Genomic DNA, 20,750 nt, shown 5'->3' on the forward strand with positions numbered 1-20,750 from the left:
TCACTTACGATGTCTCTCAAAGAAATCGGTCAGAGCTTGGGTTACAACGTTTATGCTTTCTGGCCTAAGGGCAGAACCGCTTGGCAACGTGAGACCGTTCCTAAAAAGTCGCTCGGAAGTTCCATTCGACAGGGAACGGAATGATTCAAAGACGGGCTGTAGGTGCATGGGCTTCCACAGCGGCCGGCATTCTACATTGGACACTGCTAAGGCCTCTCGGAGCTCAAAGGGGGAGAATCCCGCCACTTGAGGATCAATCAACAACGAGGTCAACCAGAAGTTGTCCTCGTCATCCCTGTCTCCCCCAAAAATGGAGACACCGGGAACCTCAGCCACGAGCTGGCGGTATGTATCGCGATGCTGCTTGCGCTTCTCAATCATGCTGTCCAGCCGGACCAGCTGAGCTCTGCCCAAGGCAGCCAACAGGTTGCTGAGTCTGTAGTTATACCCAACCTCTGTATGTTCGTAATGAACTACTGGCTGCCGTGCTTGAGTAGCAAGGTAGCGGACTCTCTCTGCAACTCTTCCGTCGTCAGTTAGGAGCATACCGCCCCCTGACGTGGTAATTATTTTGTTCCCGTTGAACGAAAAAATCGCTATGTCGCCCCACGCACCTGCAGGTCGCCCTGCATGTACTGCACCCAGGGATTCCGCAGCATCCGCGATGAGCGGAACCCCATATCTGACGGCTAAAAGTTCAAGGGATGTGTAGTCAGCGGACTTGCCGAGTAGGTCGACCGAGACAATTGCTCCAACTCTCTCTCCTGAATCCGTGAGAGCCTTAAGCGCTTGCTCGAGTAGTACTGGATCGATATTGCCGCCGTCTTCCAAAGAATCGATAAAGTATGGTTCGGCGCCTGTGTACATGATTGCGTTGGCTGTCGCGGCGAACGTCATCGTGGAGGTGAGAACCACATCTCCCGGTCCTACTCCCTTGGCCAACAAGGCCAGGTGGAGTGCAGCTGTCCCCGAGCTCAGGGCGACGGCAAAGCAACGTCCTACCCTGGAAGCCACTTCTCCTTCAAATGCATCAACGTCCGGGCCCAATGGCGCTACCCATCCAGAGCGCAAAGCCCGCAGCAAGTACTTTTCTTCAAGCTCCCCGATGTCAGGAGAAGACATGAGAATGCGTTCACTCATTGGATGTTCCTATCGACGAAGCGGAGTAAGGCTTAGATGCGGTAGTCCTCCGAAGGCTCGTTTTTTCCCATTTCTCGTGGTCGAGACCACATGGATCGAGAGGGGGAACCTCAGTATGGGTGATTTGAGGATGAAAGGGACGATCGTCATGCTCGGTCTCCCCGATGAGCTCCTCGTGCAACTTTTCGCCTTCCCGTAGACCTGTGAAGACAATGTCTATAGCGCGCCCGGACATAGAAATCATGCGCCGAGCTACATCCAAAATCTTGACCGGCTTTCCCATGTCCAAGATCAGGACCTCACCGGGGCGGCCTATTGCGCCGGCCTGGATTACCAGCTGGCAAGCCTCGGGGATCGTCATGAAGAATCTAGTAACTTCCGGATCAGTAACCGTCAGGGGGCCCCCCGATTCAATTTGCGCGATAAATGTAGGGAGCATCGATCCTCGGCTACCGATCACGTTGCCGAACCGTACGGATAGGTAGTTCTCGCCTGACTCGGCTGCCGCCCATGCTGTGAGTCTTTCGGCGACTCTCTTCGAGTGGCCCAACACACTCGTAGGGTTAGCTGCCTTATCCGTAGAGATGTTGATGAAAGTCTTGACGCCTACACTTCGGGCTGCCGACAGTACGTTCAACGTGCCGATCACATTCGTCTTCCAAGCCTCTTCCGGATACTGCTCAAGCATCGGAAGGTGCTTCAGTGCTGCGGCATGAAATACGACCTCGGGTCGGCGCCGACGAAAGATTTCTTCGAGAGAGGGTGCATCGCGAATGTCCGATAGGACGACATCGTCGCTATCCAGTAGTCCATGGCCGGAGATGCTCATCTGAGCACCGTGGAGACCCGACTCGTCCCGGTCCAACATGATCAATTCCGAGGGCGAGAATCGCGATAACTGGCGGCAGAGTTCGGAGCCGATAGACCCTCCTGCCCCGGTCACAAGCACTCTTTTACCAGCAATGTATCCAGCAATGGACTCGACTTCCGTGTCAACAGGGTGACGACCAATAATGTCTTCAATCGCCACATCCCGCAGATCGGCGAGCTTCATACCGCTCTCGAGTATTTCCGACAGAAGCGGTAGAACCATCATTCGTAGACCGGCTTTATCGGCTCGATCTGATACCCCACGGATGAATTCTGCGTCTGCCCTCGCGATGCAGAGCACCAAAGCGACCGCTTCCGTTTTTTGGGCTATGTGGGCTAGATCAGCCGCACCCCCTAGAACGGGTACATTGGCAAGCCGTAGACGACGCTTGTGAGGGTCATCGTCGATGAGACCTACGGGAAGGTACGGGGAGGACGGATCACTCAACATCCTCTTGACCAAGTACGCGCCAGTTTGTCCCGCGCCGTATATCAATGTTGGCTGAGCTGATTCCAAAGGCCTCGTGCGCCGTTCAGAAAGCAACCTTTGCAGGTATCGGCTTCCACCCATAAGGACAAATACGAGTGGCATTGCGACGAGGGCCGTACTTCGAGGCAATCCAGCTGGCGTCAGAAGGAAAAAATTCACCGCAAACAGAAGCGCGGAAACAGCTACAACCGTGGCCAGGAGGGTCTGTGCTTCGTGGAAAGCGCCGTGCTCGTGCCGGCCTCTGTAAAGGGCCAGTGTCCACCCGAAGAGAGCCTGAAAGACGGCCGCCAACACTGCCAGGATGCCTACCGAGCCCCAACTAATTCGGTCTGCCTCGAAATCGAAGCGAAACAGAACGGCGAAAGCGATGGCAATAATCCAAGCCTCGGCGTCAACTGAATATTGAAGTACGCGGAAGGCCCAGCGCTGCGCCCGGTCAAGATCGGCCTTCGGGCGTCCAGCCACCACTGTTGATCCCATTAAAGATTGTCCCCCATATGTATTTCCATCCATCGCATGCCATTTAGCGGCATATAGGAAGAGCGTGGGGTTGGTTGAAATCAATCATCCCTCGGCGACTGCCACCGGGGGCGCCAAGGGCCGTCGCCCCCGCTGCTCTGTCCCAGAACATTAAAGCACCTCAGAGGACAAGCTCTGTCAGCCAGCGATGGTGGGCGATCAATATTTCACCACGCTGGAACCAAGCCGTCGAAACTGCAAAACTTGTGAGATGACAGTCACCATAGCGACTTGTTACGTCACGCAACAGGATCGGTTAGTGCCGTGACGGAGTCTGTTTCGATGCTTTGGGACTCGTGGGTCAGGCCTGATGGGGGTGGTCCCCGAGGGGACGTTCCCTCTCAGTAGCTTGGGTTAGCTCCGATTGTTGCCGAACCCGAGGTCAAGCCGGCTTCTGTCCGGCTTCGGCCCTCGTCCACTTGGGCGTCGTAGTCGGTGGTTACAAGCTGGGCCGGTCGGATCCTGGAGTGCGCAGTACTGTAACAGGTCCAGATTGTGTTTTGGCCACCGCTTGCGTGCTGGTTTGGCTCACTTTGCGAGGGGTGACCGATACGTTCCCATCGGGCGTAAACGGGTACGATACCGAGTAAATATGCCTTAAACCACATTGAGAGGTGGCCCCCTTTTGGAGCTGAAAGACTATTGGCGCGTTTTCCGGCGCAATTGGATGGTTGTGGTCTCAGGCGCGTTGCTAGGCGTACTCGCCGCAGGCGCCGCGACCATTCTCATGCGACCTTCGTACCAGTCTGATACGAAGCTATTCGTGGCCCTCCAGAATTCGGAAACCGTAACTGAGCTACAGCAAGGCAACGCTTTCACGCAAGCCCGGGTGCAGTCCTATGTCAAGACTGTCAAGACGCCCGTCGTTCTTCAACCAGTCATCGAAACCCTAGGTTTGCACACCACTCCTGTCGCTCTTGCTGGAAAGATTACCGCCGCCTCAGAGGTGAGCACGGTCTTGATAAGCATCTCAGTCACCGATGAATCACCAGTACAAGCTGCAGCTATTGCTCAGGCCGTTAGCAACAGTCTTATTAACGCGGTGGGTGAACTGGAAAGGCCCTCGACAGGGGGAACGTCGCCTGTCAAGCTGTCGATCATTACGCCTGCCACTGCACCCGTCAGCCCTACTTCACCTAACGCCAAACTCAATCTGGCCTTAGGGGCGCTCATCGGCCTCGCCCTTGGTTTCGGTGTGGCTACGCTGCGGGCGCTACTCGACACCCGAATCCGGGGCGAAGACGATGTCCGCCGCGTATCGGCTGCGCCAGTGCTCGGAGGTCTAAATTTTGACCCGGATGCGACAAAAAAACCCCTGTTGACGCAGACCGCTCCTCAGAGTCCCAGAGCTGAGTCCTACCGCCAACTCCGGACTAACCTACAGTTTGCCCACGTGAGCCACGAGTCCAAAACTGTTTTAGTAACATCGTCTGTGCCTGGCGAGGGGAAAAGCACAACGGCCACGAACCTGGCCATTGCTTTGGCGCAATCTGGCCAGAGTGTGGCTTTGGTGGATGCCGATCTTCGGCGTCCGATGGTAGCGGAGTATCTCGGCCTTGAGCGAGGAGCGGGCCTAACAACTGCACTCATTGGCGCAGCAGATCTGGGTGACCTTCTTCAGCCCTGGGGCTCGGATAACTTGTACGTGCTTGCCGCCGGTCAGGTACCACCAAACCCAAGTGAGTTGCTGGGTTCATTGAGGATGAAGCAACTCATTACCGAGTTGGAAAGCGACTTTGACGCCGTTGTCATAGATGCTCCGCCCTTGCTCCCCGTTACGGATGCCGCTGTCTTGGCCCAGCAGGCTGGGGGAGTCGTTGTTGTAGTCGGCGCAATGAAAGTCAGGACCACAGAACTCCAGAAAGCTCTGGATGCCCTCGACATGGTCAAAGCCGATTTGCTCGGAATAGTGCTCAACCGGCTTCCGGCGAAAGGTCCCGATGCTTACTCATACAGCTACCAGTCCTACGAGAGCGCGAAATCATCACCCAGATCTGGACCGCGAGCCCTTTCATATGCTGAAGAACGCCTGCAGCAGGAATCCATCGACCGAGAAATAACGCGAGGAGAAGCTCGCCAAGCCTCACATTTCCCAGTCGGTGGCAGCCGGGACCGCAGTGCCCAACAGTGACATGACTGCGGGCCGCCGGGATAGCGGTGAGGCAAAAGTCTTACCTGACAAGACCGCACCCCCTGGAAGAAGGTCAAAAAGTCCTCTTCACCAAACTCTGACACGGCTTCTTGTGGCACTTTGCGCCTTGGCGGTTGTGCTTGCGCTAGCTTCCGCTTGGCTAGCGCACCGCGCAAACGAGGTGCGAACCGAGCTATCTGCCGTCAGTAGTCTGTTTCCCGAGCTAAAGTCCAACCTGCTGGCAAAAGACTCCGCGGCGGCAAATGACACGCTGGAACGAATCCGCCGTCATTCAGAAGCCGCCCGACTAGCGACCGCAGATCCAGTGTGGACGTCCGCCGGCGCCCTCCCGTTAATCGGTGCAAATTTTTCTTCGCTCACTGAGGTGGCGCTCTCAACTAACGACTTGATCGCCGGCGCAGGTAAGCCACTACTTGGTGCCTTCAATGCGTTGGATTGGAAGACACTCTCGCCAGTGCACGGCAGAGTGGATCTCACGTCTCTTGCATCAGCTTCGCCTTCCATTTCCACTGCCGCTAACACTGTTGAACTCACTTACGAACGTCTCTCGGCAATCGACCGCTCGCAGCTTGTTCCTCAGATCTCGGAGCCTCTTGGTCGCGCGCTTGGCACACTGGACGACTTCCGCACTCCCCTGCGCGCTGCAGCTGACACCTCGCGCGTCCTTCCGAGCATGATGGGTTCAGACGGTCCAAGGGATTACCTTCTATTGATCCAAAACAATGCTGAACTACGAGCCACGGGTGGATTGCCGGGCGCCCTTGCGCAGCTTCATGTCGACAAAGGCGTCATGCAACTTCGCAGCGAAACCAGCGGTGCTTCGCTCGGGAAATTTCAGCCCCCGGTGTATGTGGATCCAGTTGAACGCGCCATATATTCCGACAGAGTAGGCACGTTCATCAGCGACGTGAACCTTACTCCGAACTTTCCGACTGCGGCATCAGCTGCCAAGGCAATGTGGGAGCAACGGTACGGCGCCCATATCGACGGCGTAGTAGCCATCGATCCGGTGGTGCTATCTCATCTCCTTGAATCATCTGGCCCTATCCCTATCGCGGGACCAGCAGGTCAACGGGAAGATGCTGCCAAGCTACCCGTAGCGCTTTCGGCCGACAACGTCGTCCAGGTACTCCTGTCCGACGCATATTTGGGCATCGCCGATAACTCCAGCCAAGATGCATATTTTGCTGCTGCGTCGAAGGCAGTATTTGATTCCTTATCTTCGGGAAAGATTTCTGGTGAAGGACTAGTGCAAGCACTAGTGAAGAGCGCACAGGAAAACAGACTCTATGTATGGAGTGACCATAAAGAGGAACAAGAGGTCTTGGAGTCTAGTGCTGTAGGCGGTGCAGTCTTAGGGGCAACTGCAGGCGGAGCTTCCTTCGGCGTCTACTTCAACGATGGCACCGGATCCAAGATGGATTATTACGTCCGCCGAGAAGTGCAACTCATCAAATCCTGCTCTGAAGATGGATACAGCCGCTATGTTGTCAGGGCCAAGCTCACGAATACGGCTCCTCCCAACGCTGCCGCGGTCCTACCAGAAGCAGTGACGGGAGGAGGTCGATACGGCGTTTCGCCAGGCACCGTCCAAACAAATATCGTCGTTTACGGTCCGTCACAATCTCTGCTGGACGGCGCCAGCCGTGACGCTGAGAAAATCAGCCTCGGTTCCTATACGCACAGCGATCGCCCAGTCGGCATCGTGACAACCAAGTTGAGCCCCGGACAATCGAATGAAATCGAGATGAGCTTTGTTAAGGTAGTTCAATCCGCTCTTCCTTCGCTTGTCATCACACCAACAGCGCAGCCCGTCGATCAGGTGAAACTGCCGTTACAGGCTGCGGCCTGTGAGTGAACGCGAGAATGTTACAGCCAGCGGAATACTCTTTATCACATTGCTGTCATAGCTCATTCGATGGTAGATTCTGCTGTGGTACAGCACCGTGTTTCCGCGAATGGTCTCGTGCGGAGAGGTTTCCTCAAGATGCGGTCAAACAAACTTAACGTCTCCGGGGGGACACATGAAGAAAACACTTGCCACACTCGCGCTTGCTGGATCCATTGCTCTTATCGGTTCAGCGCCGGCAATGGCTGCAACATACCCGCCGCTTCCGCCTCAGGCCGCCGTATCCGATGGAGTAGTTGGACCGGGCGAGACTTTCGTTTTCCGCGGTCAGGGCTTCCTTGCCGGCGAAACTTTGACTATTCGCGTCACGCCGGGCCAGGCTCCCGCGTCCAATGGCGCAAACATAGCGGGTAGCCGGGCCGTTGCTGCACGCATTAGTGTCGTCACGGAAGCACAGACTCTGACCACCACCGCCGACGCACAAGGGGCTTTCGCTCTTCCGATCGCCATCAACGAGGCGGGTACGTACACGCTTACGGCCACGGGCAACACCTCGGGTATCACCTTAGGCCCGGTCACGGTTACCGTTGCGGCCTCCCTGGCTAACACCGGTGGCGCTCCGCTGGCCAACACTGGCGGTCTCGCGAGCACCGGTGCGGATACAAGTCTTCTCCTGTGGGGAGCCGCTGGCGTAGGCGCGTTGGGTCTGGGCGCGGCCGGCGTCATCTTGGTTCGTCGAAACAAGTCTGAAGCTGCCGCATAACTTCAGCGCTTCTAGCACCAACTAAGGTGGGTGCATCTCCGAAACGGAGATGCACCCACCTTTTGCTTTGCGTGTGGTATTTATTTGATGTATGGGGAGACATTGGCGCAAAGCACCACGAGAGTACGACTTCTCCATCCCGCTCCGCCGCCCGCCTGTGCTGCACTGCATGCTTCTCATACTCCTGGCTGCCTCCGCCCTCGGCACAGCTGTTTTCGCCCTTCTCCGGGCTTCCTGAGGTCCGTTTGATGTCCCTCCAGAACCGTCGCCTGTGGCGCGCAGTCCTGGTTGCCATGCTCATTCCCATGGCACTCGTCGCCTTTTGGCCGTCGCCGGTAGATAAACCTGTTTCAGGACAGCTCAGCGGGATGCTGCGTTTTCTTCACGGACACGGCGTTCCTGGCTGGTTCAATTACCAATTCATAGAGGCCGCCGCCAACGTTGTCCTATTTGTACCGGTCGGTTTCGTGAGCCGCCCGGCATTTCCAGAAAAGCACTGGTGGCAAATTGGCGCCTTTGGCCTGCTGGTTTCCGGCTGTATTGAGCTGGGGCAGCTCCTGTTTCTCCACGAGCGCTTTGCAAGCCCGTCAGACATCGTGACAAACACGTCAGGAGCTGTCATAGGCGCCCTCCTGGAAGCCTTGGCGGTCCAGACGCAGAAGAGGCCCGCTGCCTTCCGGCAACGGGCCTCCAAGAAGCAGTAGAACGCCGGGACTAGCCGACGAAGTTTTTCATCCAGGTCTTCAGGTCCTCACCGAATTCCACGCGCTCGGACGCGAGGGTGATGACGGCCTTCAGGTAGCTGAGTTTGTCGCCAGTGTCGTAACGGCGGCCTTTGAAGACCACCCCGTACACGCCGGAGCCTTCGCCCTCGCCGCCGGCCAGGGTCTGCAGGGCGTCGGTCAGCTGGATCTCGTTGCCGCGGCCCGGCTCCGTGTTCTCCAGGACGCCGAACACTGAGTGGTGCAACACGTAGCGGCCAATCACGGCCAGGTTGGACGGTGCCTCGCCGACGGCCGGCTTCTCCACCAGGCTATTGACGCGGACGTAGTCCTCGCCGTCCACGGGAGAGACGTCTGCACAGCCGTAGGCACTGATCTGCGACGGATCAACCTCGATCAGGGCGATTACGGAACCCCCGGTCTTCTGCTGCACCTCCATCATGGTGCTCAGCAGGTCCTCAGCCTCGTCGATGAGGTCGTCACCCAGGAGCACGGCGAACGGCTCGTCGCCCACGTGCTGCTGAGCGCAGAGCACGGCGTGGCCCAGGCCCTTGGCCTCGCCCTGGCGGACGTAGTGGATGGGGCCCAGGTTGGAGGCGTACTCCACCATGCCCAGCTTGTCCTTGTCCCCCTTAGCCTCGAGGGCGGCTTCCAGGCCCGGCTCTCGGTCGAAGTGGTCCTCCAGGGCGCGCTTGTTGCGGCCCGTGATCATCAGCAGGTCCGTAAGGCCTGCATCAACCGCTTCCTCCACCACGTACTGGATGGCCGGACGGTCAACCACCGGCAACATTTCCTTCGGCATTGCCTTGGTGGCGGGCAGGAAGCGAGTTCCCAATCCGGCAGCAGGAATGACGGCCTTGGTAATTGCTTTCCGCTTAGTCATAGCTGAACCCTACAAATCAGTAGCGGACAAAGGCAATTTTCCAGCCGTGAACTTCGGCTCCCGCTTCTCCTGGAAGGCCCGGAAACCCTCCGCATAGTCGTCGGTCTTGCAGAGCCGTGCCTGCTCCTCGTTTTCCTCCTGCATGGCCTGCCAGAGGCCAAGGCGCTGGTCGCGGATGTGCGCTACCAACTCCTTGGAAGCAACGAAGGCGCCGGTGGCACCGGCAGCAACGCGCGAGACGATCTCCCGCGTCGATTCCAGCAGCGAGTTGGCGGGCATGGCGCGGCTGAACATCCCCTGTGCCACCGCCTCCGCACCCGAGATCAGGTCCGCCGTGTAGATCAGGTCCAGCGTCCGGTGCATGCCCAGCCGCTCCATGAAGTACCAGTGCCCGCCCGAATCCAGGGTGGCCCCCAGCTTGGCGAACGGCGACCCGAACTTCGCGTTCTCCGCCACGTACACCACGTCAGTGGCCAGCAGCAGCCCCAAACCCACCCCCAGGCAGGCCCCCTGCGCCGCCGCGAACGTCGGCGCCGGGAACGCGGCCATCTTCTGCAGCAAAGGCTCCACCAGCCCGCCCAGGTACGCGGCGGCGTCGTCGTTCTCCGGGGTGACCCCCGCGATGTCCCGGCCCGCGCAGAAGGCGCGCCCCTCTCCCCTCAGCAGCAGCGCCCGCACCTCACCGCGTGAGGCGGCGGCAGCAGCGTCGTCGTACGCCTGGGTTAAATCCCGCAGCGCCTGCTCATCCAGTGAGTTCAGCTTGTGCGGCGCGTCCAGGACTACCTCGGCGATGCCGTTGCTGATGGAAAGGGAAATCATGGAGCTCCTTTGATGAAAGATGACTTAGACGTCGAAGTCGACCGTGACTTCCTTGCTGGTGGGGTGGCTCTGGCAGGTCAGGACGTAGCCCTTGTCCAGCTCATCCTGCTCCAGGGCGTAGTTCTCGTCCATGATCACGCTGCCGGTGACCACCTTGGCCCGGCAGGTGCCGCACACTCCCCCGGCGCACGCGAACGGCACGTCCGGGCGGACCCGCAGTGCGGCGTTGAGGATGGACTCGCGGGCGTGGGTGGGGCTGGCCACCTCGCCCTGCAGGCCGTCCAGCTTGAACGTGATCTTGTATGTCTCCTTGGACTCGTCCACCACCACGGGACGGCCTGCCTGGCCCTCCGGGCGGTCCGGCTTGCCGGACGTGAACAGCTCGAACCGGACATTCTCCGGCTTCACCCCGCGCTCGGCCAGGGTGTCCCGGCACAGCTGCACCAGCTCGAACGGCCCGCACAGGAACCACTCGTCCACATCGTCCGCGTGCAGGGCGGTGCCCAGCAGCTGCTGCAGCTTCTCCGAATCGATCCGTCCGCTCAGCAGCGGCGCGATCCGCTGCTCGCGGGAGAGCACGTGGTGGATGGCCAGCCGCTGCGGGTACTTGTCCTTCAGGTCCGCCAGCTCCTCCAGGAACATCACATCCATGGCGGCCTTGTTGGCGTAGATCAGGTCGAACCGGGTGTCCGGGTTGGCGGCAAGCAGCGTCCGGGCGATGGCGATCACCGGGGTGATGCCGGACCCCGCGGCGATGGCCACGAAGTTCCCCGCCTCCCCCGCCAGGTCCTCCGGGTGGTTCATGGAGTTCATGACGTTCTGGTCCACGGCCACACCGTCGCGGCCGTGCTTGGACACGAACGCACCCATGGGGCTCATCACGTCCAGGGTGTCGCCGGCCTTCAGCTCGGCGTTGGCCCACGTGGAGAACAGCCCGCCCAGGTCCTTCTTGATGGCCACCCGGATCTCGCTGGTGCCGTCCGCGAAACTGCGCGGCTCGGCGCAGATGGAGTAGCTGCGGCGGATTTCCTTCGGCTCGCCGGACTCATCCGGCAGCGTGGTGCGCAGGGCCACGTACTGGCCGGGCAGGTAGTCGAACTTGCCGGCGAGCTCCGCCGGCACATGGAAACCGACCTCGATGGCATCGTCGGTCAGCCGGCGCACCTCCTTCACGGCCAGGGAATGGAAGGACGGACGACGGCGGCCGGTCACCTCAGCCTCTTCGGCGGCGGTCTGGCGGACAACAGGCATGGGAGTTCCTTACAGGACTTTGAAGTAGTCGAACGGTTCCTTGCAGTCCTGGCACACATACAGTGCCTTGCAGGACGTGGAACCGAAGCGGGTGAGTTCCTTGGTGTTGAGGCTGTTGCACTGCGGGCACTTCACGGCCAGGCTCAGCCGGATGGGGCCCGAGTGGCCGCCCGCTTTGCTGTTCCCGGTGGGCGGGGCGATGCCGTACTGCTGCAGTTTCTGCTTTCCGGCCTCCGTCATCCAGTCAGTGGTCCACGCCGGGGCCAGGACCAGGTCCACGTGCACGTCCTGGTAGCCCTCCTTCTTGAAGGCCGTGTAGAGGTCGTCACGGATGGCGTCCATGGCCGGGCAGCCCGAGTACGTGGGCGTGATGGTGACGGTGACTTTTCCGTCCTGTACCTCCACGTTGCGCAGGATGCCCAGGTCAGCGATGGTGAGCACCGGGATCTCCGGATCGCAGACGGTGGCCGCGATGTCCCACGCGTCCTGCTGCGGGGTGCGGGTGCGGGATTCGAAGTCCGAGATGTACACGGCGGTCACCAGCTGGCTCCGGGATGTTCGCGGGCCAGCACCTGCATTTCGGCGAGGATGTAGCCCAGGTATTCCGAGTGCTTGCCGTACCGGCCGCCGCCCGGGGCTGCGGGCACGTCCGGAACCTCCAGCTCCGCCTCCGTGAGGATTTCGCCGGTCAGGCGGTCAAAGTCTTCCTTCAACGAGGAAGGCGCGACGCCGGCACCCGCCTCAGCGAGGCGCTGCGTCAGGTCATCGTCCCGGAACAGTTCGCCGACATACGGCCACATGGTCCGCAGGCCGTGGACCATCCGCCGGCGCGATTCCTCCGTGCCGCCGGCCAGGCGCAGGACCCACTGGGCACTGTGGTCCCGGTGGTAGTCCACTTCCTTGACGGCCTTGGCGGCGATGGCTGCCAGGGTCGCATCGGTGGATTCGGTGAGGCGGCGGTAGAGCTCGTACTGGTAGTAGCTCACCACGAACTGGCGGGCGATGGTGGCCGCGAAGTCCCCGTTGGGCTGCTCGAACAACTGCACGGAGCGGAACTCGTGCTCGCGGCGGAAGTAGGCCAGGTCATCCTCTGATTTGTCCCAGGCGGCACCGGCGTAGGTGAGGAAGCTGCGCGCGTGGCCCAGCTGGTCCAGGGCGATGTTGCCCAGGGCGATGTCCTCCTCCAGTTCGGGGGCGCGGGAGATCCAGTGGCCCAGGCGCTGGGCGAGGATCAGGGCGTCATCGCCCAGGCGCAGGGCGTACTCGGCGACGTCCTCGGAGGGCTTCACCAGGCCGGTGCGGACCTCCAGCGCGATGTCCTCCGGGCGCAGGGCGTTGCCGGGGGTGATGCGGGTGGCGGAGGCGTTGGAATCGCCGCCTGCCACGCCGGTGGAGATGTCGCCGTGGCCTGTTGTTGTTTCTGCCTTGGTTTCGGGGTTTGTGTGGGCGGTGCTCACAGGTGCTTTACCCCTTCGCTCTTGGTGTAGTACGTGGCGTGCCGGTAGTCCTTGCCCTGCGGGGACTCGAAGAAGGAGCCCTTGGAGTCGGGATCGCTGGCGGCGATGGCGTCCGCCGGGACAACCCAGATGGACACGCCCTCGTTGCGGCGGGTGTACAGGTCCCGTGCGTTCCGGAGGGCCATGGCGGCGTCCGGGGCGTGCAGGGATCCGGCGTGGACGTGGCTCAGGCCGCGGCTGGAGCGGACGAAGACCTCCCACAGGCCCCAGGCGTTGCGGTCGTGGTGCTCTGCCGGAGCGGGCGAAGCCTTGGGGGCTTCGCGGTTGATCTCGGTGGCTGCGCTTGCGGGGGCGTCCGGGTTGCCGTGGGGGCTCATGCTGCGTATTCCTTCGTCTTCATTGACTCTTTTGCCTGCTGTTTTGCTGCGTAGGCGGCTGCTGCCTCGCGGACCCAGGCGCCGTCGTCGTGCGCTGCCCTCCGGCGCTCAAGGCGCTGGGCGTTGCAGGGACCGCGGCCGGCCAGGACTTCCTGGAACTCGTGCCAGTCCAGGGGGCCGTGCTCCCACTTCCTGGTGTCCTCGTTGAAGCGGACCTGGTCATCCGGGAGGGTGAGGCCCAGGACCCTGACCTGCTCCACCATCATGCCCACGAACCGGCTGCGGAGCTCGTCATTGCTGAACCGCTTGATGTTCCAGGCCATGGACTGCTTGGAGTTGGGGGAATCGTCGTCCGGCGGGCCGAACATCATCAGGGCCGGGGCGTACCAGCGGTTCACGGCGTCCTGGGCCATCTGCTTCTGCTCGGGGGTGCCGTTGGACAGTTCAAGGAGGATCTCGAAGCCTTGGCGCTGGTGGAAGGACTCTTCCTTGCAGATGCGGACCATGGCGCGGCCGTAGGGGCCGTAGGAGGCGCGGCACAGCGGGACCTGGTTGCAGATGGCTGCGCCGTCCACCAGCCAGCCGATGGCGCCCATGTCTGCCCAGGTCAGGGCCGGGTAGTTGAAGATGCTGGAGTAGCGGGCCTTGCCGGCGATGAGGTCGTCCATCATCTTGTCCCGGGACTGGCCCAGCGTTTCGGCGGCGGAGTAGAGGTAGAGCCCGTGGCCGGCCTCGTCCTGGACCTTGGCCATGAGGATGGCCTTGCGCTTCAGGCTGGGGGCGCGGGAAATCCAGTTGGCCTCCGGCTGCATGCCGATGATCTCGGAGTGCGCGTGCTGGGAGACCTGGCGCAGGAGGGTCTTGCGGTAGGCCGCCGGCATCCAGTCGCGGGGCTCGATGCGCGAGTCCTCGGCGATGATCCGGTCGAAGTGGGCCTGGCCTGCGGCGTCCTCTTCCGGGGTTAGCTCAGCCGGCACTGACTGCAAGTTCTGCGCTGCCATGGGTTGCTCCTATGCAAAGACCTGTGGGGCGGCTCGGAATTATTTACCGACCGTTCGTTCAGGATATGCGGGAGGCTGCGCGAACGTCAAGCGTCCCTGTCCTCTTTGCGACGCGCCATCACCTCCCGCCCCCTTTCCCGGAACGCCCCATCACATCCCGCCCCCTTTCCCGGAACGCCCCATCACCTCCTGCGAAAGGTGCGGGCCGGCGTCGGGCGTTTGCCTGTTCATTGTCAGTGCTGCGGAGCACAATTGGCTTTTCAGCACCCGGAACGGAGCCATCCCATGTCTGAGCACCCCCACAGCACACCTGACAACGCCGGGCACAGCGTCCCCCTCCCCGGCTCCGACCGCCCCACCGTGGCAAGGATCCAGGCCACCCTGGGCCCCGCCGATCCCTCCCGCAGGATCGAGGTCACCGTGATCCTGCGCCGTCAGGAGCCACTGCCTGAAACCCCTACCAGCTTCCTGACCCGGGAAGAACTGGCGGCGCGCCACGGCGCCTCCGCCCCGGACCTGCGCCTTGCCACCGAGACCTTCACCCGGCTCGGAGCGGAAATCCTCGAGGCCGACCCCGCCTCCCGCCGCATCCGGCTCGCCGGGACGGTGGAACAACTGAGCCGGATCTTCGGCACCAGCCTGGAGGAAGTCACCAGCAGCGGCCCCCACGGCCACGACGTCACGCACCGGCACAGAACCGGTGGACTGCAGATTCCGGCAGAACTGGATGGAGTGGTCACGGCAGTCCTCGGCCTTGACGACCGCCCGCAGGCCCGCACCCAGTTCCAGGCGTTCCCGCTGGCCGCTGTCGGCACCAGCTACACCCCGCCCGAACTCGCCCGGCTCTACAACTTCCCCACCGGCACAGATGGCACCGGCCAAACCGTGGCGATCATCGAACTGGGCGGCGGCTTCGCCCAATCCGACCTGGACGCCTACTTCTCCGGTTTGGGGATCACCGGACCCACAGTGAGGGCAGTGGGAGTCGACGGCGCCGCGAACCACCCCGGACAGGACCCCACGGGCGCGGACGGCGAAGTGCTCCTTGACATCGAAGTAGTCGGCGCACTGGTGCCCCGTGCGGACATCGCCGTCTACTTCGCACCCAACACCGACGCCGGATTCCTCGACGCCATCATCAACGCCTCCCATGCAACCCCGGCACCCACGTCAATCAGCATCAGCTGGGGCCAGAACGAGGACGAGTGGACCGCCCAGGCCCGGACAGCGTTCGACCAGGCCCTGGCCGACGCGTCTGCACTCGGTGTGACCGTTACCGCAGCAGCCGGGGACAACGGCAGCGCAGACGGCGCCACGGACGGCAAAGACCACGCCGACTTCCCTGCCTCCAGCCCGCACGCCCTGGCCTGCGGCGGTACCCGCCTTGATGCGGACCCCGCCACCGGAACCATCACATCCGAAACCGTGTGGAATGACGGACCGCACTCGTCCACCGGAGGCGGCTACAGCGACACCTTCCCGGCTCCCACCTGGCAGTCCGGCCAGCCCACCCACCCCGGCGGCCACAACCCAGCAGGCGGTCACAAACCGGGCGGCGGAAAAGCGGGCGGGAAAGGCCGCGGAGTGCCGGACGTCAGCGGCGTCGCGGACCCCCAGACAGGCTACAAAGTACGGGTTGACGGCAAAGACATGGTCATCGGGGGCACCAGCGCCGTCGCACCCCTCTGGGCAGCACTCATCGCACTCCTGGCCCAGTCAACCAGCCGCACTTTCGGGCAGATCCAGCCATTGCTCTATAGCAACAGGGCGGCATTCCGCGACATCACCCAGGGAAACAACGGCACATACAAAGCCGGTGCCGGCTGGGACCCCTGCACCGGCCTGGGCAGCCCCGACGGAACGGCACTCCTCACAGCGATCGGGCACTGAGACTGGCCCTGAACTGAATGCGGACGCTGCTGTCCGGAGGGGTATTACTGGCGCGGCAGGCTGTCGATCCGCTGCAGGACTGCAGCAGTGAACTCAGCAGTGGAGGACGTCCCGCCCACGTCCCGGGTCCCCGCCCCGTCCCGCAGCGCCGCTTCGAACGCCAGCTGCAGGTGCGAGGCCGCGGCCCCGTGGCCCAGGTGGTCCAGCATCATGGCGCCGGACCAGATCTGGCCCACCGGATTGGCCAGGCCCTGTCCGGCGATGTCTGGAGCGGAACCGTGGACCGGCTCGAAGAGCGACGGGAACTGCCGCTCCGGATTCAGGTTGGCGCTGGGGGCCACTCCGATGGAGCCCGTGACGGCGCTGCCCAGGTCCGAGAGGATGTCCCCGAGCAGGTTGGACGCCACGATCACATCCAGGGTCCACGGCTTGAGCACCAGGTGCGCGGCGAGCGCGTCCACCAGCTCGGAAGTGAGCTGCACGCCGGGGTATTCGGCCACGGTCTGGGCCACCACCTCGTCCCAGAACGGCATGGTGTGGATGATGCCGTTGCTTTTGGTGGCGGACGTCAGGAGCCCGCGGCGTGACGCTGCCAGCTTCGCGGCGAAATGCGCGGCCCTGGCGATTCCCATCCTGGTGAACACGGTCTCCTGCACGGCTGCTTCCTGCGGCAGGCCGCGGAACATCCTGCCGCCGATCTCGGAGTATTCGCCTTCGTTGTTCTCGCGCACGATCAGGAGGTCGATGGGTTCCCGGGACGCCAGTGGCGAGGCCACGCCGTCGAGCGTTTTGACGGGCCGCAGGTTGATGTACTGCTGGAACTCGCGGCGGATGGGAATGAGCAGGCCCCACAGGGTCTCGGCGTCGGGGATCTCCGGGCTGCCCACGGCGCCCAGGAAGATCGCGTCGTGCCGGCCCAGCCGCTCCAGCCCGTCGGCGGGCATCATGCGGCCGTGCCGGATGTAGTAGTCCGAGCCCCAGTCCAGGTGCTCGTAGTCGAGGCCCAGTCCGTAAATCCCGGCCACCCGGTCCAGGCACTCGATGGCGGCGGGGACCACTTCCTGGCCGATGCCGTCACCGGCGATGACGGCGATGCTGTGGGTTTGGCTCATGCTGGGCGCTCCGGAAGGTTGATGATGCGAACGGCATGGAGTCTATCCACACATCGAACGGGCCTACATCAACGTAGCCGTCTCCTGCTGCTGCCGAAGGGATTTCTTAAGCGTTTCTTAGGCGCTGCGGGAGAGGATCGGAACAGAGACCAGGACAGAACCCTGTCCACCGCAGGACCAGTGCCCCGCCCCGGAGGATTTTCGTGAACCAGCCCCCATCCCGCCAAGAGACCGCAGCCGCGGCGCCGCGCACCCGCGCCGCTGCCGGCGCAACGTTCCCCGCACTCCCCCAGCCCCGCCACTGGCTGCTGGTGGGCGCCCTGCTGTGCGCCGCCGTCGTCGGCCTGGGCCTTACGGTGCAGTTGGTGCCCGGCGAAACCCCGGCCGAGCTGCACGTGGACCAGGACCTAAGCCAGCACCACGTGGCCGCGCTGACCGCCGTGGCCATGGTGATCAACGTCCTCTTCGCTCCCGTGGCGGGCCTGTGCATCATCGTGGCCGTGGCCCTTGCCCTGTGGCTGGTGCGCCGCGACCTGCCCCGGGCCATTGCCTTCGGGCTCACCGCGTGCTCGGGCTGGGTGGCCAGCGAGGTCTTCAAGCTCATCATCGCCAGGCAGCGGCCCAACCCGGGCTTGCTCTTCGATCCGCTGGCCCCGGAAACCGGATGCAACAGCTTCCCCAGCGGCCACGTGTCCTTTGCGGTGGCCCTGGCCTTCGCCGTGTACTTCCTGTTCCGCGGCACCCGCTGGTCCCGGCCGGTGGCCGCAGCAGGTGCAGCCCTGCCCGTGATTGTTGCCTGGTCACGGGTATATGTAGGGGTGCACTACCCCACCGATGTGATTGCCTCCTTCCTGGCGGCGAGCGCCGCGGTGGTCCTGCTCGCCGGACTCTGGAACCGCTTTGGCCCCCGGCTTCTGGACCGCCTGCCCGCAGCGCTTTCCGCCCCTGCAAGCCGACGCTAAGGAACCCCGCCGTGCACAGCATCATCGTCCCCGCCGTGATCTCCGGCCTGGCCGGCACCAGCGGAACGCCCTCCCTGCTCGACCCCGCCAGCCTGCTGGGCGGACTGGGGCCGGCAGCGCTGGGCGTCATCGCCGCGATGGTCTTCATCGAATCAGGGGTCCTGTTCCCGTTCCTGCCCGGGGACTCGCTGCTGTTCACCGCCGGACTCCTGCACCAGCAGCTGAACCTGGCGCTGCCCGTGCTGATAGGTGTGGTCACGGCAGCAGCGGTGGCCGGCGACCAGGTGGGCTTCCTCCTGGGCCGCAAGTTCGGCCGGCGGTGGTTCAAGGACGACGCCAAGATCCTCAAGACAGCCCACCTCACCGCCACCGAGAACTTCTTCCACCGGCACGGCGGCGCAGCCGTGGTCCTGGCCCGCTTTGTGCCCATCATCAGGACCTTCGCGCCACTGACCGCCGGAACCGCGCGCTACGGACATAAAGCCTTCACGCTGTGGAACATCGTGGGCGCTTTGGCGTGGGCCACATCGGTGATCCTGCTGGGCACCTGGCTGGGACACTACGAGATCATCGCCAAGAACATCGACGTCATCGCCGTGCTCATGGTCCTGGTATCCGTGGTGCCGTGGGCCATCGAGTACCTCAAGCACCGCCGCCGGAACAGGCGGGCGGCCGGGGAACAGACCGTTGACGACGACGGCACGGACTTTACTGCCGGCACCCACCCCGAGCTCGACACGGCAACCGGCACCTCCCGCCGGGACGGCAGCACGACAGAATAGGCGGCATGACAACCGCCCACCGGCTCTCCCTGCTGCTCGCCGAGGACGATCCCGCCCTGGGTCCGCTGATCGCCGAACTGCTGGAGCCGGATTACCGGGTCCGGCTGGCGGTCAACGGGCAGGAGGCCCTGCACCTGGGGCTGACGCAGCCCTGGGACGTGATGGTCATTGACCGCGGACTCCCCATCATGGACGGGATCAGCGTCATCGCAGCCCTGCGGTCCAAGGGCATCGCCACTCCCATCCTGATCCTCACAGCGCTGGGTGAAACGGCCGAGAAGGTCCGCGGACTGGACGCCGGCGCCAATGACTACATGGCAAAACCGTTCGACGCCGGCGAGCTGGCTGCGCGCCTGCGCGCGCTGACCCGGACCTTCAGTACGCCCGCAGGCCCGGTGAGCGTTGGCACCTGGGAGCTCGACCCGGCGTCGCGCTCTATCCGCTCTCTGTATGGCGACCGGGTGACGCTGACCGCGAAGGAAGCTGAACTCCTGGCCGCACTCGCGGCCGAACCGGGCAGGGTGTTCACCCGCGACGAACTGCTCGCCGCCCACTTCCAGTCCACGGACCAGCCAGGCGTCATCGACACCTACGTCCACCACCTCCGCCGGAAGATTTCCCGGACCGTGATCCGCACGGTCCACGGCGTGGGCTACCAGATCGGCGATGCATCATGACCGCTTCTTCTACTTCTGGGGACCCGGACCGGGACACCCTCCGCCGCGCGTCGCTCAAGGTGGCCCTGCGGATCAGCGCCGGGGTGGCCGTGCTGGTGCTGCTCCTGCTCGCCGCCGCCACGGTGTTCCTGATGAACAAGCTGGCGCATCCCTCGCTGCCGGATTCTCCGGCGGCGGGGACGGCCTACACCTACCTCGATTCGAGGGACCTGATTGAGGGGATGATCCTCGCCGGCCTGGCAGGCGTTGTGCTGGCTGGCGTGGTGGGGTGGGTCAGCGCGCGCAGCGCCATCCGGCCGCTGGGAGACGCCCTGGCCCGGCAGCGCCGCTTTGTCCAGGATGCCGGCCACGAGCTTCGCACTCCCCTGGCCATCCTGGATACCCGCATCCAACTGGCCCAGCGCAAAGCGGAGCCGGGGTCCGAACCGGCACAGGCCCTGGCCAGGATCCGGGAGGACACCGCCACCCTGACGGGAATTGTCAACGAACTGCTCCTTGCAGCCACCGCCTCCGCGCCCGTGCCGGACGTGGAGCCCGTGGATGTGGTTCCGGTGGCGGACTCCGTCAGCGGGAGCCTGCAGGACCTTGCCCGGAAACGGGGCGTCCGGTTGGTGTTCTCCGGCGGTGGCCGGGCCTTTGTCCGTGTTGACCCCAGTGCGCTGCGGCGCGCGGTGCTGGCGCTGGCGGACAACGCCCTGGCCCATACGCCTTCCGACGGGCGCATTGACATCAGCGCCGGTGTTGAGGGTTCCCAGGCAGTGATCCTGGTGGCGGATACCGGGTCCGGCATCACCGGCGTGGACCCGGACCGGATCTTTGACCGCTTTGTCCGTGCCCCGGGGCTGGACAGGGACGACGGCCACCGGAGCTTCGGCATTGGCCTGGCGCTGGTCCGGGACATCGCGACGGCGGCTGGCGGCACCGTGTCAGTGGCCCGCACGGGTCCCGAGGGGACCACCATGCGGCTGGCGCTTCCCCTGGCCTCTCCCCTCGCCCGCGGCTGAACCCTGTTGGTGGGAGCCCTGACGGCCTAC

At 63.1% G+C, this 20,750-nt stretch carries 19 protein-coding genes; 9 read left to right on the top strand and 10 right to left on the bottom strand.

Annotated features, from left to right (window positions below; genetic code table 11):
- Together ACTAQI_RS11795 and ACTAQI_RS11800 are read right to left on the bottom strand one after the other, a co-directional pair.
- On the bottom strand, positions 1–1,140 hold the full coding sequence (locus ACTAQI_RS11795) for a DegT/DnrJ/EryC1/StrS family aminotransferase (protein WP_457946049.1): 1,140 nt from the start codon (positions 1,138–1,140) through the stop codon (positions 1–3).
- Complete coding sequence (locus tag ACTAQI_RS11800) at positions 1,133–3,064, bottom strand: polysaccharide biosynthesis protein (protein ID WP_457946050.1); 1,932 nt, start codon at positions 3,062–3,064, stop codon at positions 1,133–1,135. The genes ACTAQI_RS11795 and ACTAQI_RS11800 overlap by 8 nt, the downstream gene beginning before the upstream one ends.
- 580 nt (positions 3,065–3,644) lie before the next feature.
- Here ACTAQI_RS11800 and ACTAQI_RS11805 point away from each other — a divergent pair.
- The 4 genes from ACTAQI_RS11805 to ACTAQI_RS11820 all read left to right on the top strand — a co-directional run bounded on the left by ACTAQI_RS11805 (position 3,645) and on the right by ACTAQI_RS11820 (position 8,487).
- Positions 3,645–5,150 carry a polysaccharide biosynthesis tyrosine autokinase gene (locus ACTAQI_RS11805; RefSeq protein ID WP_457946052.1) on the top strand — a complete coding sequence of 502 codons (1,506 nt, stop codon included), beginning with the start codon at positions 3,645–3,647 and terminating at the stop codon, positions 5,148–5,150.
- 406 nt (positions 5,151–5,556) lie between these two features.
- Positions 5,557–7,029 (top strand): DUF4012 domain-containing protein, encoded by a 1,473-nt coding sequence (locus ACTAQI_RS11810; protein ID WP_457946053.1) that lies wholly within the window; start codon positions 5,557–5,559, stop codon positions 7,027–7,029.
- A 166-nt stretch (positions 7,030–7,195) separates the two neighbouring features.
- Positions 7,196–7,783, top strand: a complete 588-nt coding sequence (locus tag ACTAQI_RS11815) for an LPXTG cell wall anchor domain-containing protein (protein ID WP_457946055.1) — start codon at positions 7,196–7,198, stop codon at positions 7,781–7,783.
- Between the two features lie 305 nt (positions 7,784–8,088).
- Complete coding sequence (locus ACTAQI_RS11820; RefSeq protein ID WP_457946057.1) at positions 8,089–8,487, top strand: VanZ family protein; 399 nt, start codon at positions 8,089–8,091, stop codon at positions 8,485–8,487.
- Between the two features lie 10 nt (positions 8,488–8,497).
- Here the strand turns inward: ACTAQI_RS11820 and galU are convergent, their stop codons facing one another.
- From galU to paaA, 7 genes are read right to left on the bottom strand one after another with little or no spacing between them, the layout of a single operon-like run.
- Positions 8,498–9,388: a UTP--glucose-1-phosphate uridylyltransferase GalU gene (galU, locus tag ACTAQI_RS11825; protein WP_457946059.1), complete on the bottom strand. Its 891-nt coding sequence runs from the start codon at positions 9,386–9,388 to the stop codon at positions 8,498–8,500.
- A 9-nt stretch (positions 9,389–9,397) separates the two neighbouring features.
- Entirely contained in the window at positions 9,398–10,207 is an 810-nt protein-coding gene (locus tag ACTAQI_RS11830) for an enoyl-CoA hydratase/isomerase family protein (protein ID WP_457946060.1), read from the bottom strand.
- Between the two features lie 24 nt (positions 10,208–10,231).
- The gene (gene paaE, locus ACTAQI_RS11835; RefSeq protein ID WP_457946061.1) at positions 10,232–11,458 is read right to left on the bottom strand and encodes a 1,2-phenylacetyl-CoA epoxidase subunit PaaE; all 1,227 of its coding nucleotides are present in this window, start codon (positions 11,456–11,458) and stop codon (positions 10,232–10,234) included.
- A 9-nt stretch (positions 11,459–11,467) separates the two neighbouring features.
- Complete coding sequence (gene paaD, locus ACTAQI_RS11840) at positions 11,468–11,998, bottom strand: 1,2-phenylacetyl-CoA epoxidase subunit PaaD (RefSeq protein WP_457946062.1); 531 nt, start codon at positions 11,996–11,998, stop codon at positions 11,468–11,470.
- Positions 11,995–12,915: a 1,2-phenylacetyl-CoA epoxidase subunit PaaC gene (paaC, locus tag ACTAQI_RS11845; RefSeq protein ID WP_457946063.1), complete on the bottom strand. Its 921-nt coding sequence runs from the start codon at positions 12,913–12,915 to the stop codon at positions 11,995–11,997. The genes paaD and paaC overlap by 4 nt, the downstream gene beginning before the upstream one ends.
- Positions 12,912–13,292 (bottom strand): 1,2-phenylacetyl-CoA epoxidase subunit PaaB, encoded by a 381-nt coding sequence (paaB, locus tag ACTAQI_RS11850; protein ID WP_457946065.1) that lies wholly within the window; start codon positions 13,290–13,292, stop codon positions 12,912–12,914. The genes paaC and paaB overlap by 4 nt, the downstream gene beginning before the upstream one ends.
- On the bottom strand, positions 13,289–14,293 hold the full coding sequence (gene paaA, locus ACTAQI_RS11855) for a 1,2-phenylacetyl-CoA epoxidase subunit PaaA (protein ID WP_457946066.1): 1,005 nt from the start codon (positions 14,291–14,293) through the stop codon (positions 13,289–13,291). Before paaA ends, paaB begins: the two co-directional genes overlap by 4 nt.
- Positions 14,294–14,578: 285 nt before the next feature.
- Between paaA and ACTAQI_RS11860 the strand changes: the two genes are divergently transcribed.
- Positions 14,579–16,183 (top strand): S53 family peptidase, encoded by a 1,605-nt coding sequence (locus ACTAQI_RS11860; protein WP_457946068.1) that lies wholly within the window; start codon positions 14,579–14,581, stop codon positions 16,181–16,183.
- Positions 16,184–16,227: 44 nt separating this feature from the next.
- Here the strand turns inward: ACTAQI_RS11860 and ACTAQI_RS11865 are convergent, their stop codons facing one another.
- Positions 16,228–17,295, bottom strand: coding sequence for a tartrate dehydrogenase (locus ACTAQI_RS11865; RefSeq protein WP_457946070.1), 1,068 nt, complete (start codon positions 17,293–17,295; stop codon positions 16,228–16,230).
- Positions 17,296–17,498: 203 nt separating this feature from the next.
- Between ACTAQI_RS11865 and ACTAQI_RS11870 the strand changes: the two genes are divergently transcribed.
- From ACTAQI_RS11870 to ACTAQI_RS11885, 4 genes are read left to right on the top strand one after another with little or no spacing between them, the layout of a single operon-like run.
- Positions 17,499–18,257 (top strand): phosphatase PAP2 family protein, encoded by a 759-nt coding sequence (locus ACTAQI_RS11870; protein WP_457946071.1) that lies wholly within the window; start codon positions 17,499–17,501, stop codon positions 18,255–18,257.
- An 11-nt stretch (positions 18,258–18,268) separates the two neighbouring features.
- On the top strand, positions 18,269–19,039 hold the full coding sequence (locus tag ACTAQI_RS11875; protein ID WP_457946073.1) for a DedA family protein: 771 nt from the start codon (positions 18,269–18,271) through the stop codon (positions 19,037–19,039).
- 5 nt (positions 19,040–19,044) lie between these two features.
- Complete coding sequence (locus ACTAQI_RS11880; protein WP_457946075.1) at positions 19,045–19,716, top strand: response regulator transcription factor; 672 nt, start codon at positions 19,045–19,047, stop codon at positions 19,714–19,716.
- Positions 19,713–20,720: a sensor histidine kinase gene (locus ACTAQI_RS11885; protein ID WP_457946076.1), complete on the top strand. Its 1,008-nt coding sequence runs from the start codon at positions 19,713–19,715 to the stop codon at positions 20,718–20,720. The genes ACTAQI_RS11880 and ACTAQI_RS11885 overlap by 4 nt, the downstream gene beginning before the upstream one ends.
- Positions 20,721–20,750 lie beyond the last annotated feature (30 nt).

The sequence above is a fragment of the Pseudarthrobacter sp. alpha12b genome (assembly GCF_054130495.1).